The following is a 14,216-nucleotide window of genomic DNA, read 5'->3' as shown; positions in this document are numbered from 1 at the left end:
ATTCATCTCGCAATATCCGGTTTTCAAGGTTCCCGCCTCCCCTTCCGGGGGGCCTCGCCGCCTCCCTTCCGGGCGAGCGGCGCAAGGAGATACTTTACCTTCCCGTTGCCATCCTGTCAAGGACTTTTTTCAAGAACTTTCGTTCCGAGTCCGTCCGGGAGGCCCCGGGGCCGCGCCCTCCTCGAAAACGCAGCCCGAATATAATACGCTCCCCGCCGCGGCCTGGCAAGGGGGTATTTCGGAAAATCTTCGGGGCGGGGGCGCAGGGAGGGCGTTTTCGCTGGCGGGGGGCGGGAAAGAAAACCCCGCGGCCTCCCCTCCCCGGGAGGACGCGGGGGCGCGGGCGGGACGGAGGGGGGGGATCTGGGGGCCGCAGGGGGCGCCTGGCGGGCCGATGCGGCGATATCGGGCCTCGCGGCGCGCCGCTGTGGTGGCGGGAGGGGCGGTAGGACGGGGCAGGATCCCGGAAGGGGGCCCGCTACAGCGCCTCCAGCAACGCCGCCACGGCCTCTATCTGCTCTTCGGGGGTCGAGGCGCCGGCGGTGACGCCGACGACGGCGCAGCCGGCGAGCCAGGCGGGGTCGATCTCGTCGGGCGACTCCACATGGTGGGTGCGGGGGCAGGCGGCGGCGCAGATGTCGGCAAGGCGCGTGGTGTTCGACGAGTTGCGGCCGCCGATGACCACCATGGCATCCACCTCGCCGGCGAGGGCGGCGGCGGCTTCCTGGCGCTGGCGCGTGGCAAAGCAGATGGTGTTCTTCACGAGCAGCTGGACTCCGCGCTCCTCGAGCGCAGCCACGACGGCGTCCAGGGCTTCGCGCGTCTGGGTTGTCTGCACGACGACGCCCACGGGGCCTTCGAGCGTCTCCGGCAGATCATCCGGGCCGGCCACCACGCTCACCGGCGCGCCGGCCTCGCGCGCGCACGCCACAAGCCCTTCCACCTCGGGGTGGCCCTCCTCTCCCACCACCACCACGTGGCGGCCCTGCTCGGCAAGGTCGGCCGCCGCACGCTGGGCACGCGCCACGTGCGGGCACGTGGCGTCCACAAGCGGCAGACCGCACGCCGCCACCGACCGCTTCACCTCGGGCGTCACGCCGTGGCTGCGGATGACCACCGTGCCGGCGCCCGCCACGTCCTCCACGCTGTCGACGGCCCGCACGCCGCACTCCGCCAGCTGCGCCACCACCTGCGGGTTGTGGATGAGCGGGCCCAGCGTGTAGGCGCACCCCCCGTCTTCGACAGCCTTGAGCGCCAGGTCGAGCGCCCGCTGCACGCCGTAGCAGGCGCCGGCGTACGCGGCGCGCACCACCTTCACGAGCGCTCCCCGGCCGGCACGGCGGAAACCCCGGCCTTGGCGGCGCGCTTCGCGCGGATGCCCGCCACGACCTCGGCCGTGGTGTGCTCGGGCACGGGATGTTCCTCGAACACGGCCGTGAAGTCGCGCCCTCCGGGGAACAGCGCAGGCATGTCCACCTGCTCGCGCGGCACGCGCAGCGACAGCGCGAAGCACTCGCGCATGGCGTACCACGTGCAGCCCTCCAGGCGGTCCTCCTTCGGCAGGAAGTCGAAGTCCTCCACGAGCAGGGGGTTGCCGTACTCGATGGTGATCTTGGGGAAGCGCAGGCGCTCGCCTTTCCTCTTCACGTTCTCGGCGTTGCGCACGGTCATGGGCAGGATGGGGGCCTTCCCCATCTTCGCGACGAACGCGGCGCCGGAATGGATCTCGGGCGTCTTCGTGCCCTTGCCGCGGCGCGTGCCCTCGGGCAGAATGCCCACGATCTCGTCGTTCTTCAGCATGCGCGTTGCGCGCTTGATGGCAGTGCGGTCGGCGGAGTCGCGCTTGACGGGGAACGCGCCCACACGCGAGAGGATCTGCCCCACCAGGCCGTGGGCATTGTCGAACAGGCTCTCGCGACCCATGAAGCGCAGCCACTGCTGCGGGCGCGTTGCCAGGTACATGAACGCCACATCCAGAAACGAGGTGTGGTTCGCCACCACCACCACGCCGCTCTCCTTGTCGAAACCGCGGATGCTCTCGCGGTTGTCCACACGGTAGCGGAAGCATATCTTGAACACGAACACGAGGAATCCCCAGATAAGGTTGCCTGCCCAGTGGGGAGCCTGCTTCTCGTCGGACGTGCCGCCAAGGGGCATGTCCCATATCTTCTCGTACGGGAGTATCAGGCTCATCGCACGGCCCTCTCGCGCGCAAGCTCCACGATATCGTCGATGACGTCTTCGATGTAACGGCTCGTGGAGTCGAGGCGCACGGCATCTTCGGCGGGCTTGAGGGGCGAGGCAGCGCGCGAGGAGTCGTGCTCGTCGCGGCGCCGCAGGTCGGCGAGGACCTCGTCGAAGTCGATGGAGCCGATGGAGCGGTCGGCGTTCTGGCGCACGCGGCGGTGCGCACGCTCCTCGTCCGATGCGGTGAGGAATACCTTCACCTCCGCCTCGGGGAACACCACCGTGCCGATGTCGCGGCCCTCCACCACGTAATCGCCCGCGCGGCCGATGCGGCGCTGCTGCCCCACGAGCGCCTCGCGCACGGAGGGCGCGGCCGACACGGGGCTCACGGCGCGGTCGATCTCGGCCGTGCGGATGGCGCGCGTGACGTCCTCGCCGCCGATGGACACGCTTTTAGGGGCCGGGTCGCCCGGCTCGTGCCCGAACGCGATGTCGTGCGTACGGGCCAGCCGACCGAGCGCTGCGTCGTCGTCGAACGGCACGCCGTCCTGCAGGGCGCGCCACGCCACGGCGCGGTACATGGCGCCCGTGTCGAGGCAGGAGAAGCCGAGCTTCTTCGCCACGGCCTTCGCGACCGTGGACTTTCCGGCCCCGCTGGGGCCGTCTATGGCGATGATCATCGAGCCAACCTTTCGATATCGTCCAGGAACCGGGGATAGCTGATCTTAACGGAGTCGAAGTTCTCCACTTCTACGGGGACGCCGCCCGTGAGGCCCACGAGCGCCCACGTCATGGCGAGACGGTGGTCGCCGTGCGAGTCGAACACGAGGCCCGCAGGGGCGCGCAGGCCGGGCTGGCCCTCCACATAGAGGTCGTTGCCGTCGATGTAGGCCTCCACGCCCAGCTGGCCGAGGCCCTCCACGACGGCCGCGAGGCGGTCGGTCTCCTTCACGCGCAGCTCGCCCACCTCGCGGAACACCGTCACGCCGCGGGCGTGCGCCGCCACGAGCGCGAGCACCGGAACCTCGTCGACGATGGCGGCGATCTTCTCGGCCGGCACCTCGCAGCCATGGAGGCTCGGGGTGTGGCACGCCGCTATCATGCCGTAGGGCTCCTTGCCCGCCGCCCCCGCGTGGCGCACCGACACGTCGGCGCCCATGCGCTCGAGCGTGCGGGTGAAGCCGATGCGCGCCGTGTTCAGGCTCACGTTCTCCACCTGGAGGGAGCTGCCGGGCTTGAGCACCGCGGCGCACACGAGGAACGCGGCCGAGGACGGGTCGCCTGGAACGCGCACCTCGGCCGCCTGGAGCACGCGGGGGCCGGTCACGCTGGCCGTGCGGTCGGCTGCCGTGGTGGGCACGCCGAACTCGGGCAGCATCAGCTCGGTGTGGTTGCGCGACGGGGCGGGCTCGTTCAAGGTGGTCGTGCCGCGCGCGTAGACGCCCGCCAGCAACACTGCGGTTTTGAGCTGGGCCGACGCCATGGGTGCATCATAGGTGACCGCGCGCAGGTCACGCGTGCCCACCTCGGTTATAGGCAGCGTCTCGCGGCCGCCGGGCTCGAAGCGCGCGCCCATCTTCATGAGCGGCGCGGTGATGCGGCGCATGGGGCGACGCTGGAGCGAATCGTCGCCCGTGATCTCCACGGGCACGTCCCACGGCGCGAGCACGCCCATGAGCAGGCGCGCCGTGGTCCCGGAGTTGCCGCAGTCGATGGGAGCGTCCGGCTTGCGCGGGCCGGAGGCACCCCAGCCCGTGATGCCGCCGGCCAGGCTGCCGTCAGGCTGACGTTCTAGCGAGACCCGGGCACCGAGCTGGCTCACCGCCTTGATGGACGAGCGCACGTCCTCGGAGTCCAGCACGCCGGACACGCGCGAGGTGCCCTCGGCCATGGCCGCGAACAGCACGGCGCGGTGCGAGATGGACTTGTCGCCCGGCACGGTGGCGGCGCCGCGCAACGGCGCGGGCAAAGGCTCGATGACCGTGCGGCCGACCTCGGGCTGCAGAGACGGTGCGGATGCGGCTGATGCGACGGGCTCATGCGACATGGGTATGCTCCTTGGCCGAAAGCGGACTGAACGACACCGAGAAACCGGCGTTGATGAGCTGGGCTGACAGCTGGCCGACATCGCCCTCGTCGGTGAGCACGAGGCTCAAGACGGCGCTGTCGGCCGTTATATGGTCGATCTCGATGGACTGGATGTTGCAGCCCACGGAGCTGGCGATGGTGGTAACCTCGGCCACGACGCCGGTGCGGTCCTCCATGGGGATACGCACCTCGAGCAGCTTCTCGGTCGAGGGCACCCATGCCGCGGGAAGCGCCCGCCGTGCCTCGGCGGCCTCGGCGAGCAGTGCGGTCATGCGGGCGCGGTCTCCGGAGGCAAGCGCCTCGGCGAACGAGCCGATGATGCCCTGCACCTCCGCGAGGCCCTCCCCGAGCGCCGCGGCGTTGTCGAAGGCGATGCCGCACCACAGCTCCGGCGAGCCGGCGGCGATGCGGGTGGTATCCTTGAAGCCGCCGGCCGCCAGGCGCATGAGCGCCTGCTGGTCGTCGGCATGGCGGCAGGCCAGCTGCACAAGCGACGAGGCCATGATATGCGGCACGTGGCTCACCACGGCCACCGCCTCGTCATGGTCCTCGCGCGGCAGGGCGATCACGCGGGCGCCGAGCGACGTTACCAGCTCGTGCAGGCGCGGGAAGTGCTCGGCCGGCGTAGCCGCGTCGGGACAGAGTATCCAGTGCGCGCCCTGGAACAGGTCGGCACGGGCGCCATCAATGCCGTTCTTCTCCGAACCGGCCATGGGATGACCCGGCACGTAGTTCTCGGGATGCGGCAGCATGCGCGCGGCAACCGCCGCGATGCGGGATTTCGTTGAGGCGGTGTCCGTGACGATGCCGTCGAAATCCCAAGCAGCCAGACGCTCGAGGTACTGCTCCACCACGTCCACGGGGGCAGCGAGCACCACGAGGTCGCACTCCCCGCGCACGGAGCGCTCGAACGCCGGGTCGTCCGGCTCCCAGGCGGCGTCGACCCAACCGCGCTCGAGCGCGACGGCGCGCGTGCGGTCGTCCACATCCACGCCGGAGAGCCGGATGTCCGGCTGCGCGGCGCGCACGGCAGCGGCGAACGAGGCGCCCACCAGGCCGAGGCCCACGATGACGATGTGCCTGAACGCGGCTTGGCCGGATTGTTCGGTATGAGGTTCGATCATGGGACGATGCCGCCCTTCCTGCCTGTCGTGAGGCCGGGGCACGGCACGGCGCCGCTCCCCCGGCCTGACCATTCTAACATTATTATAGACCGACCAACGGCCGCCCGTCACCGGCCCGCGGCGCGCTCGAGCGCCTGCACCTCGGCAGGCTCCAGCACGCGCCGCTCGCCGCGCGGCAGGCCGCCCAGCTCCACGGGGCCGAACGCATCGCGGTGCAGCGCGAGCACCGGGTGCCCGATGGCGGCCAGCATGCGCCTCACCTGGCGCTTGCGCCCCTCGTGCAGGCCTATGCGCACGATCGAGCGGTCGCGTGCCCTCGCCGAGCACGCGCGGGCGTACTGGCGCGACGCCCCCTCCGGCGCGGCAGGCGGCACATCGAGGACCGCCAGCGCCGCTGCGGCCGCCTCGCCCTCCACGAGCGCTACCCGCGCCGGCAGCGTGGGGCCATCGTCCAACTCGATGCCCTCGCGCAGGTGCTCGAGCTGGGCCGCACTCGGCCGACCTTCCACGAGCGCCGTGTACACCTTCTCCACATGGCCGCGCGGGCGCAAGAGCGCATGCCCCAGCTCGCCGTCGGTGGAGAACAGCAGCAAACCCGTGGTGTCGCGATCGAGCCGCCCGATGGGGAACAGGCCCGGATGCTCGGCTGCGGGCACGAGCTCCGCCACGGTGGGGCGACCCTGCGGGTCGGACATGGTGGTAACGTAACCGGCCGGCTTGTGCAGCATGAGCGTGACCGGGCCGTCCGCCAGGCGCACGACGCGACCGTCCACCGCCACCTCGTCGACGAGCGGATCCACCTTGCTGCCCAGCTCCGTGACCACCTCGCCGTTAACCGTGACGCGCCCGGCCGTCATGAGGTTCTCCGAGCCCCGGCGGCTGGCCGCCCCGGCGCGCGCAAGGAACTTCTGCAGACGCATGGGAACGATGCGGGGGTTGTCGTTTTCTTCGCTCACAGGTCCTCCAAAGTCAGCGAGGGCTTTCGTGGTGCCCGAGATCGGCGCGTTTCGCGGCCGAGCGTGCTTCCGCACGCGAGGGCAAGCGAAAAAGCGTCGAGACCGGGTGCCGCGGAAGCCCGCAGCGTCGGCCCGTTCCGCCGTTCGGCAGAACGGCGGAACCGATTATTCATCTTCCGTCTCGAACGTCAGGCTGTCGAAGTCGATCTTCTCCACAAGCCCGAGGCTCGAGGCCATGGCCTCGGCGAGCAGGCTTTGGGCCGCCTCGCCCGCGGCGTCCTCGGCAGCCTCGTCCATGCGGGCGAAGAGCGTTTGGCCTGCACCGGCGCCGGCCGAGCCGCCCAGCTGCTCGCCCAGCGTCACCGCCGCCTCCCCCTCCCCGTCGAAGTCGAACTCCACACCGTCGAAGCCGTCGTCGGAAGCGTTCGCCTCCGCGCCGCCAATGCGGACGTCTTCCGCCACGCGCACGGGCTCGCGCGTGGCGCTCAGGCGCTCGCGGATGAACGCGCGCGTGTCATCGTCGGGCGCGAACTGGTCCAGGTCGGGCAGGTCGGCCACGCTGCGCAAACCGAACTTCTCCAGGAAGGCGCGCGTCGTGGCGTAGAGGGTGGGGCTGCCCGGCGCGTCGGCCGTGCCCGCCTCGCGCACGAGGCCCTTCTCCACCAGCGAGTTGATGGAGCTGTCCGAGTTCACGCCGCGCACGCTGGCCACGCCGGCGCGCGTGACGGGCTGCGAGTACGCCACGATGGCAAGCGTCTCCATGGCGGCCTGCGAGAGCTTCCGCGTGTCCCACGACAGCACGTACTTCTCCACCAGCTCGTGGTACACCGGATGCGTGTACAGGCGCCATCCGCCGGCCACCTCGCGCAGCTGCACGCCACGCTCCTCGCCCTCGAAGCGCGTGCGCAAGCCCACGAGCGCGCGCTCCACGTCGGCCGGCTCAACCTCCAGCATGTCGGCGAGCGCGATGGTGCCAACCGGCTCGTCGGTCACGAACAAGAGCGCCTCGAGGGCGCCCGCTATCTGGCTTTCCTGCAATCCCTGGAACACGGGCCCAACCTTTCCCTACTCTTCCCCTACCGAGGTCAGCGCGTCGTCGCCGGTGAGCACGAGCTCGCCCGAGCCCTCGATGTAGCGGATGTCGATGTCGCCGAACTGCTCCTGCTGCTCGATCTTCACCATGGCGCGCTTGTACAGCTCCAACACCGCCAAAAACGTCACCACCACCACGGGCAGCGGCGTGCCCTCGTCCACGAGCTCCGAGAACCGCAGGCGCTTCTTGTTCACGATGCGCTGGTGGATGGCCCGCACGTGCACCTCCACCGGGATGGGCTTCGCGGCGATGTGCTCGGACTCCAGCAGGAACACCTCGCGGCGCGCGTAGGCCTGGGCAGCCAGGAGCGCCAGGCCGTCCAACGTCACGTCCTTCAGGTAGTCGGGCATGAGGTTCAGGAAGCACGCGTCCGGCCCGAACGGGCGCGCGTGCATGCGGCCCTCGGCCAAGAAGCGTGCGAGCAGCGTGGAGGCCGCGTTCTTGAACTGCTTGTACGCGAGCAGCCGGTCCACCAGCATATCGCGCGCCTCGCTGGGCGCGAGCTCGGCGATGTCGTCGTCCACGGCGTCGCGGTCGCGCGGGATGAGGCTCTCGGCCTTGATCTCCAGCAGCGTGGACGCCACCAGCAGAAAGTCGCTCGCCACGTCGAGGTCGAGGTTGTCCATGCGGCCCACCTCGGCCAGGTACTGGTCGGCGATCTGCGTGATGGAGATGGCCCCTATGTCCACCTTCTGGCGGCTGACCAGGTAGAGCAAGAGGTCGAACGGCCCCTCGAAGCTGTCTATGCGAACCTTGTACGACACGCCCGCCCCGCTATCCGGCGAACGAGAACAGCAGGTCGAACACGTTGCCCGCCGTGACGTCCAGGTAGATGCCGATGGGGTTGAAGTGCAGCACGTACGGCACGAGGAGTACCACGACGAGGAACACCGGCATCGCATAGCGCTGCACCTTGTAATACTGGGGCAGGTACTTCTTCGGCAGGAAGAACGCGAAAATGGACGAGCCGTCGAGCGGCGGGATGGGCAGCAGGTTGAAGAACATGAGGTACAGGTTGATGAGCGAGAACATGGGGAGGAACATGGTGTAGAAGTAGTAGAACAGGTCGTTTTGCGCCAGCACGTTCACCGGCAGCAGCAGCGACACCGCCGTGAAGACGAGCGCGCCCAAGATGGCCAGCGCGAGGTTGGCCGCCGGGCCCGCCAGCCCCACGATAAGGTCGCCCTTGCGCGCGTCCTTGAAGTAGGCCGGGTTGTAGGGCACGGGCTTCGCGTAGCCGAAAACGGGCATGTTCATGGCCATGAGCAGAAGCGGCATGATGACCGTGCCGAAGGGATCGATGTGCTTGAGCGGGTTCAGCGACAGGCGCCCGGCACGCTGGGCCGTGGAATCGCCCAGCTTGTAGGCGGCGAAGCCGTGGCAAGCCTCGTGGCACACGATGGCCGGCACGAAGCTTAGTATGGAGCAGATAAGGTAAGGTATCGAAATCATGATGCGACCAGTCTAGCGCAAAGGGCCGCACCCGCCGTCCCAGCCGGGGAAACTTCACAAACTCCCGCAGGGGGACCCGGCAGGAGGGAGAGAAGGCAGGGAGGCGCCAGTCGGAGCGAATGCAGCCTGCTCGTAGCCGGCGCAGAACCAGAGCCGCCCGCCTGCCTTCCTTAGCCGCCATTCTCGGAGCCGCTGCGCCCGGGGCGGTTTCGCATGCTCGCTTTGACAAGGCCCTTCGCCTTGTCCGGCACCCCAGGGGCGGGCACATCCTGCGGCTTTGCAATCTTCAGCTCCTTTTCAAATTTCCTACCACACCTTCCGCAGAACGAGCAGAACGCTCCGCATAGGCTTGCCACAGGACCTCCTTCCAGCTCGCCTTCCCTTCCGCCCGCACTCCCTCACGCAGCATCATGCCCGAGGTTTTGGGGACGCGGGTGCTCCTGGGATCCCCGGAGCAGCAGGAGACACCCCGGGGGCTCTCGGCGCCATCGGCGCCCCAAGAGTGCCGGGAGCTCCCATGACGTCCGGGACGCCAGGCCCATCGGGGCTTGGCAACTCCGCCCCGCATTTGACACAGACGACATCGAGAAACGCATTGGCGGTTCCGCATTCGGAACACGTCTTGCCAGCAGAAGCGCTCGCAGGTCTGAAGCACATGGCCTTTCCTTTCTGGTGGTTTCGATTCCGGCGCCGGGCAACCGCTCTCCCGGCCGTCCATAGTCAAGGCCGGGACAACAGGAACCCTCGGCCCTAAGCAGGAAATGCAACGCCGCTGATGATGGGAAGCCAGACGACGCTCGCAACCAAGAGGATCATCGTCGGGGCCCAGGACTTCCTCACGTACTCGGTCATGGAGATCCAGCCCTTGTCGTAACCGATCAGGATGATGGAATCCAGCGGGAAGAACGTGCTCACCACACCCAGGCCGCCGCCGATGCACGCCACGATGCCAGGGCTGACGACCATGCTGCCAGCAGCCATGTTGACCGCAGACACCACGGCAACCAACAGAGGAATCGCAACGGAGATGACGGGAGGGCCGATGGGAATGAACAGGTGGAGAACCAAGGTCACCAAGCACATGACGAGCACGACGAGCAAGGCCGGCCACGCTTCCACCCCGACGAGCAAGGTATTGACGAACCACGTGGCCACCCCGGTTCCCACGAGGCCGGTGGCCAGCACCTGGATGCCTATGACCATCATGATGACCTCCCAGGGAATGCTCTCGTAGAACTCCTTTTTGGTCAGCAGGTTCAGCCCAGGCACGAAGGCGAGGACGCAGAAGATCAACGCGACCATGATGGAATTGATCTGCGGAAGCCATGTGCTCGCTATCATCAAGCCGAAGGCGATGACATACCAGACGATGAGTTTGACCTCTTTGGCGGTGATCCCTTGAATGCCTTCAAGCTTCGACTCCACCACCAGGTAGGCGTCCTTCTTGATATCCTCGAGTTTGAAAACCCTCGCTATCCACAGGCTGGAGAGGAACGTTACCGCAAGCGCGAGGGGTATGTTGGCGATGCACCAGCCCAAAAACGTCACACGAAAACCGATTGCCGTCTCCAACATGCTTATGACCAGCATGTTGGAGGAGTTGCCAAGAGGGGTGCCGATGCCGCCTATGAGAGCGGCGGCCGGGATGCCGAGTGTGAGGGCCTTGCCAAGGCCGGAAAGCTTCTTGACGCCGTTGTTCGCCTCGACGATGGAGAGGCTGATGCCCACGAAGATGGCAGATGCCGCAAGGTCGGCGATGAACATGGAGAAAATGCCCGTAACCATCATGAGACCGACAACGATCTTCCTCGAATCCCCCTTGGACCACTTCAAAATGGCATTTGCAACGCGGAACGGGATCGGCGTGGCCATGACCGCTGCGGTGACGGCAAAGATGAACAGGCAGTAGATCGGAACCATCAAGCTCGATTGGTTGAACACGGACTGTACGACCGCCCCGTTTTCCAGTGTGGTGGTGGCAAACGGCAAAACGCCGGTCATAGGCAGCAGGACGTAGATCAGCACAACCGTGACTATGAACGGAAGCGCTTCCGTCACCCACAGGATAATGCAGCAGAGCAGGATGCCCACAGCAGACATGGCCTCGCGGGAGAGGCTTTCCGGCACAGGGCAGGCGAACTGGAAGAACGAGAACACTGCGGCTGCTGCGATTATTGCGATCAGCCGCTTCATGGACTCCTTGCCGAACTTCCCCCGAATCGAGGAATCGATAGCAATCTCGGTCATAATTCCCCCTGTCGTTGTGAAGACGAATCGCGAAAAACTCGCCTCTGAGACTTCCATTCCACGCCCCGAGGCGAAAAGGGCGGACGCGGCGCCAGTAGGCGCCCCCCCTCCGTCCGCCCGAACGCGCACCACCGCTAAGGAACGAACACGGCGGCCTTCCTTGGCTTGTCCAGGAGCTTCCGGCCGCACTCCTCGATCGTGCCGTATTCCAGGACCTTCGCCTGGCAGCACTGCACGCAGGAAGGCAGCTTGCCCTTGGCGATGCGATCCTCGCAGAGGTCGCACAGCTCCGTCGGATAGGCTATGAAGTCCCAGTGCCAGGAACCGTCGGGATGCTGGTAGGGACGATCCTCGAGAACCTTGATCCCGTTCTCGGTCTTGGAAAGCCCCAGATGCGTGCGGCAGGCGATCTCACAGCTGTGGCAGCCCGAGCAATACTCGAAGTCGATGTACAGAGCACCTTGCGTCATGGTTTGCTCCTCCTCTCTATTTCTGCAGGTAGACTGCAGTGGACTCGTCAGCAGGGCGCCATGTTTGCTGGACCGTGAACTCCTCTTGGCGACTTGGCTCGAGAACGATGCCGTTGGCATCCGGATCGTTCGGGCCGCCACGGCCGTCGACCCTCTTGATGCTCACCATCATCTGCTTGAACGTGTTGCCGAAGCCGAGCTTGCCGTTCACGCTATTGGGCATCAGCATGTTGACGTTGGACTTCCAGTTTCCGTAGAGGTTGGGCACTTCCCCGTTCTCCTCGGGGTACCAGAAGCCGTGCATGCAGTGGACAACGCCCTTCTTCATGGTGGGAACCACGCGCGCGAGCTGTCGGATGCTCCCATAGGGGGAGGATATCTCCACCCAGTCGCCCTCCTCTATGCCGTAGGTCTCGGCATCGTATACGTTGATGTCGACCATAGGCCAAGGAGTGAGCTGGCGCAGGCTCGGAACCTGCTTATGCTCTGAGTGGAAGAACTCCTGCTGGCGAGCGCCGGTGATCATCATCAGCGGGTATTCCCGGCCGAGCTCCGGCAAGGCGCCGGGGCTGTAGACCGGAGGCTCGTAATACGGCAGCGGATCCTCGCCCCAGTTCTGGTACATGAGCGAGTAGAGCTCGACACGGCCGGTGGTGGTGGGAAACCCGGGCTGCCCGTCAGGACGCAGCTTGCCGATCTTGTACTTGTAATAGGGTTCCTCGGACATGACGACCACCTTGTCGCGCAGCTCCCGGAAGGGCAGCCAGCTGCGCATGACATGGAAGTTGTCGTAGTCTTCCTGGGTCTCGAAGCGGTTCCAGAACTCGGGATGGAGCTTCTTTCCCACCATCATCATGATCTCGATGTCGCTCTTGCACTCGCCCACCTGCACGCACTTGTTCTGGGCACCGTAGAACGAGGCGTTGGAGGCATAGTGCGTGACCACCATGCCGTCGTGCTCGATGGTGGAGGCGACCGGGAACACCACGTCGCAGCAGCTCATGATAGTCGGGTTCATGAAGCAGTCGCAGGCGTAATTGAAGTCGAGCTGCTTGAGCGCCTTGTACCAGCGCTGCGGCTCGGCGGAGATGGCCGTGCCGACCGGGTTGGAGGAGACGAAGCCGGCCATATGCACCTTGTAGGGCTGTTCGGTCTCGAGCGCCTTCAGAAACTCGTCGGGGTGCGCCGTCCACATGATGGATCCGACCGCAGGGTACTTGTCCACGCCGATACGCTTAGTGTCCCACATCTCCTGGGTCATGATGCCGTTCTTCAGCGCCAGCATAAGCGTGGAGTCGTTCTCGTCCTCGATGCGCTGGCTTGCGTCGATACCACCTCCGTCGTGCACGCGGTTGCCGCCGTCGTCGCCCACGCCGAGCGTCGTGCCACCAGGGGCGTCGATGAAGCCGGTGATGGTCATGAGCGCGATGAGGCACTGGCCGAGCTGGGTGCCGTTCGGGTTCTCGTCGACTGCAAGGCCCCAGGCGAGCGCCGAAGGGCGCGCGGAGCCGTACATCCGGGCGGCCTTCCAGATGAGGTCTTCGGGGACACCGCATATTTCGGCGGCCTTGGAAGGCGGCATGGTCTGGCAACGCTCTACGAGCTCGTCATAGCCGTAGGTCCAGGCATCTATCCACTCGCGGTCGACCAGGCCTTCCTTGTCCATGACGTAGATCCAGGCCATGGCCATGGCCGTGTCGGTGCCGGGATTCACCTGGAGCACGATCTCGGAGCGGGAGCCCAGCCAGTGGATGCGCGGGTCGACGCAGATGACCTTCGTGCCAAACTGGCGCATCATCTCGATGAGGGCATGGCCGTACATGCCGTCGGGGTTGGAGCGCAGCGGCTCCTTGCCCCAGCACACCACGACCTCGGGCGCCACCCAACCCTCGTGCTCGTAACGGTCGGCGAACTTCTGGGCGTAGTCGATCTCGGGATAGCCGCCGCCCAGCATGAACGCGGTGTTGGAGATACGCGGCCCGTAGCAGGACCAGCCGGCCTGGGCATAAACGGCATTTGGGGTGCCGAACACCAGGTTCGCCCACTGCGTGTACCAATAGTTCGCCTCACGGCCGGTACCACCGAACACGCAGATGGTCTCGGCGCCGTACTGCTCGATGATCTCCCGCGCAGCATCCGCCACCAGGTCGGTGGCCTCTTCCCAGCTGCAGCTCTCCCACTTGTCGAGCCCGCGGTCCTCCCGGGCGCGCTTCATGGGATGGACGATTCGATCCTCATGGTAGACGTACTCGGTCAGGGCCAGGCAGCGAGGGCACAGCGCGCCCTTGGTGATGGGATGCTCGGGGTCGCCCTCCACCTCCACCACGACGCCGTCCTTCACATGGACCTGCAGTCCGCACCCTACGGGGTGGCACCCCGGAGGCGACCATGCGCAGGTACGGAAGATCGTCTCCTCCCCCTCTTCCCTTTTCCACTCAGTCACCGTTTCCTCCTCACCTCGTGCAATAGTTGGCAATTCGGGTCTGCGTACGCTTTTTCGACCTGAGTCCATTGTGCGGTGGGAGTATCCGTTGGAAAAGATGCCTGAAATCTGTCGCTAACGTGGTTTCGAAGAGGGTCGACAAACCATGTTTGTCGA

12 protein-coding genes are annotated in these 14,216 nt (G+C 66.5%); all 12 read right to left on the bottom strand.

All coding sequences use genetic code 11. From position 1 onward, the window contains the following. Nucleotides 1-478: 478 nt before the first annotated feature. The gene (gene ispH, locus LB310_RS12020) at nucleotides 479-1,318 is read right to left on the bottom strand and encodes a 4-hydroxy-3-methylbut-2-enyl diphosphate reductase (protein WP_301155103.1); all 840 of its coding nucleotides are present in this window, start codon (nucleotides 1,316-1,318) and stop codon (nucleotides 479-481) included. Further along, nucleotides 1,315-2,193, bottom strand: coding sequence for a 1-acyl-sn-glycerol-3-phosphate acyltransferase (locus tag LB310_RS12015; protein WP_301155102.1), 879 nt, complete (start codon nucleotides 2,191-2,193; stop codon nucleotides 1,315-1,317). The genes ispH and LB310_RS12015 overlap by 4 nt, the downstream gene beginning before the upstream one ends. Next, nucleotides 2,190-2,867 carry a (d)CMP kinase gene (gene cmk, locus LB310_RS12010; protein WP_087190641.1) on the bottom strand — a complete coding sequence of 226 codons (678 nt, stop codon included), beginning with the start codon at nucleotides 2,865-2,867 and terminating at the stop codon, nucleotides 2,190-2,192. The genes LB310_RS12015 and cmk overlap by 4 nt, the downstream gene beginning before the upstream one ends. Then, entirely contained in the window at nucleotides 2,864-4,234 is a 1,371-nt protein-coding gene (gene aroA / locus LB310_RS12005; RefSeq protein ID WP_096228384.1) for a 3-phosphoshikimate 1-carboxyvinyltransferase, read from the bottom strand. The genes cmk and aroA overlap by 4 nt, the downstream gene beginning before the upstream one ends. Further along, entirely contained in the window at nucleotides 4,224-5,399 is a 1,176-nt protein-coding gene (locus LB310_RS12000) for a prephenate dehydrogenase/arogenate dehydrogenase family protein (protein ID WP_096228383.1), read from the bottom strand. Before LB310_RS12000 ends, aroA begins: the two co-directional genes overlap by 11 nt. A 107-nt stretch (nucleotides 5,400-5,506) precedes the next feature. Then, on the bottom strand, nucleotides 5,507-6,319 hold the full coding sequence (locus LB310_RS11995) for a pseudouridine synthase (protein WP_227115541.1): 813 nt from the start codon (nucleotides 6,317-6,319) through the stop codon (nucleotides 5,507-5,509). A gap of 201 nt (nucleotides 6,320-6,520) precedes the next feature. Beyond that, nucleotides 6,521-7,405 carry an SMC-Scp complex subunit ScpB gene (scpB, locus tag LB310_RS11990; protein ID WP_301155101.1) on the bottom strand — a complete coding sequence of 295 codons (885 nt, stop codon included), beginning with the start codon at nucleotides 7,403-7,405 and terminating at the stop codon, nucleotides 6,521-6,523. Between the two features lie 15 nt (nucleotides 7,406-7,420). Further along, the gene (locus LB310_RS11985) at nucleotides 7,421-8,212 is read right to left on the bottom strand and encodes a ScpA family protein (RefSeq protein ID WP_087190636.1); all 792 of its coding nucleotides are present in this window, start codon (nucleotides 8,210-8,212) and stop codon (nucleotides 7,421-7,423) included. Nucleotides 8,213-8,222: 10 nt separating this feature from the next. After that, nucleotides 8,223-8,900: a site-2 protease family protein gene (locus LB310_RS11980; protein ID WP_096228380.1), complete on the bottom strand. Its 678-nt coding sequence runs from the start codon at nucleotides 8,898-8,900 to the stop codon at nucleotides 8,223-8,225. A gap of 750 nt (nucleotides 8,901-9,650) precedes the next feature. Beyond that, a complete protein-coding gene (locus LB310_RS11975) occupies nucleotides 9,651-11,147 on the bottom strand; it encodes an SLC13 family permease (RefSeq protein WP_301155100.1) in 1,497 nt (498 codons plus the stop codon). Nucleotides 11,148-11,281: 134 nt separating this feature from the next. Next, nucleotides 11,282-11,617 (bottom strand): oxidoreductase, encoded by a 336-nt coding sequence (locus LB310_RS11970; protein WP_096228378.1) that lies wholly within the window; start codon nucleotides 11,615-11,617, stop codon nucleotides 11,282-11,284. A gap of 16 nt (nucleotides 11,618-11,633) precedes the next feature. Further along, a complete protein-coding gene (locus LB310_RS11965) occupies nucleotides 11,634-14,060 on the bottom strand; it encodes a molybdopterin-dependent oxidoreductase (RefSeq protein WP_301155099.1) in 2,427 nt (808 codons plus the stop codon). Nucleotides 14,061-14,216 lie beyond the last annotated feature (156 nt).

This window comes from Gordonibacter sp. RACS_AR49 (genome assembly GCF_030418435.1).
GTDB lineage: Bacteria > Actinomycetota > Coriobacteriia > Coriobacteriales > Eggerthellaceae > Gordonibacter > Gordonibacter urolithinfaciens.
Note: the sequence above shows the minus strand (reverse complement) of the source record. Positions and strands in the feature narration are given on the sequence as shown.

Coding starts and splice junctions, on each gene's coding strand:
- LB310_RS12015 (WP_301155102.1), bottom strand. CDS start 2,193: ATGAGCCTGATACTCCCGTACGAGAAGATATGGGACATGCCCCTTGGC.
- cmk (WP_087190641.1), bottom strand. CDS start 2,867: ATGATCATCGCCATAGACGGCCCCAGCGGGGCCGGAAAGTCCACGGTC.
- aroA (WP_096228384.1), bottom strand. CDS start 4,234: ATGTCGCATGAGCCCGTCGCATCAGCCGCATCCGCACCGTCTCTGCAG.
- LB310_RS12000 (WP_096228383.1), bottom strand. CDS start 5,399: ATGATCGAACCTCATACCGAACAATCCGGCCAAGCCGCGTTCAGGCAC.
- LB310_RS11995 (WP_227115541.1), bottom strand. CDS start 6,319: ATGCGTCTGCAGAAGTTCCTTGCGCGCGCCGGGGCGGCCAGCCGCCGG.
- LB310_RS11980 (WP_096228380.1), bottom strand. CDS start 8,900: ATGATTTCGATACCTTACCTTATCTGCTCCATACTAAGCTTCGTGCCG.
- LB310_RS11975 (WP_301155100.1), bottom strand. CDS start 11,147: ATGACCGAGATTGCTATCGATTCCTCGATTCGGGGGAAGTTCGGCAAG.
- LB310_RS11970 (WP_096228378.1), bottom strand. CDS start 11,617: ATGACGCAAGGTGCTCTGTACATCGACTTCGAGTATTGCTCGGGCTGC.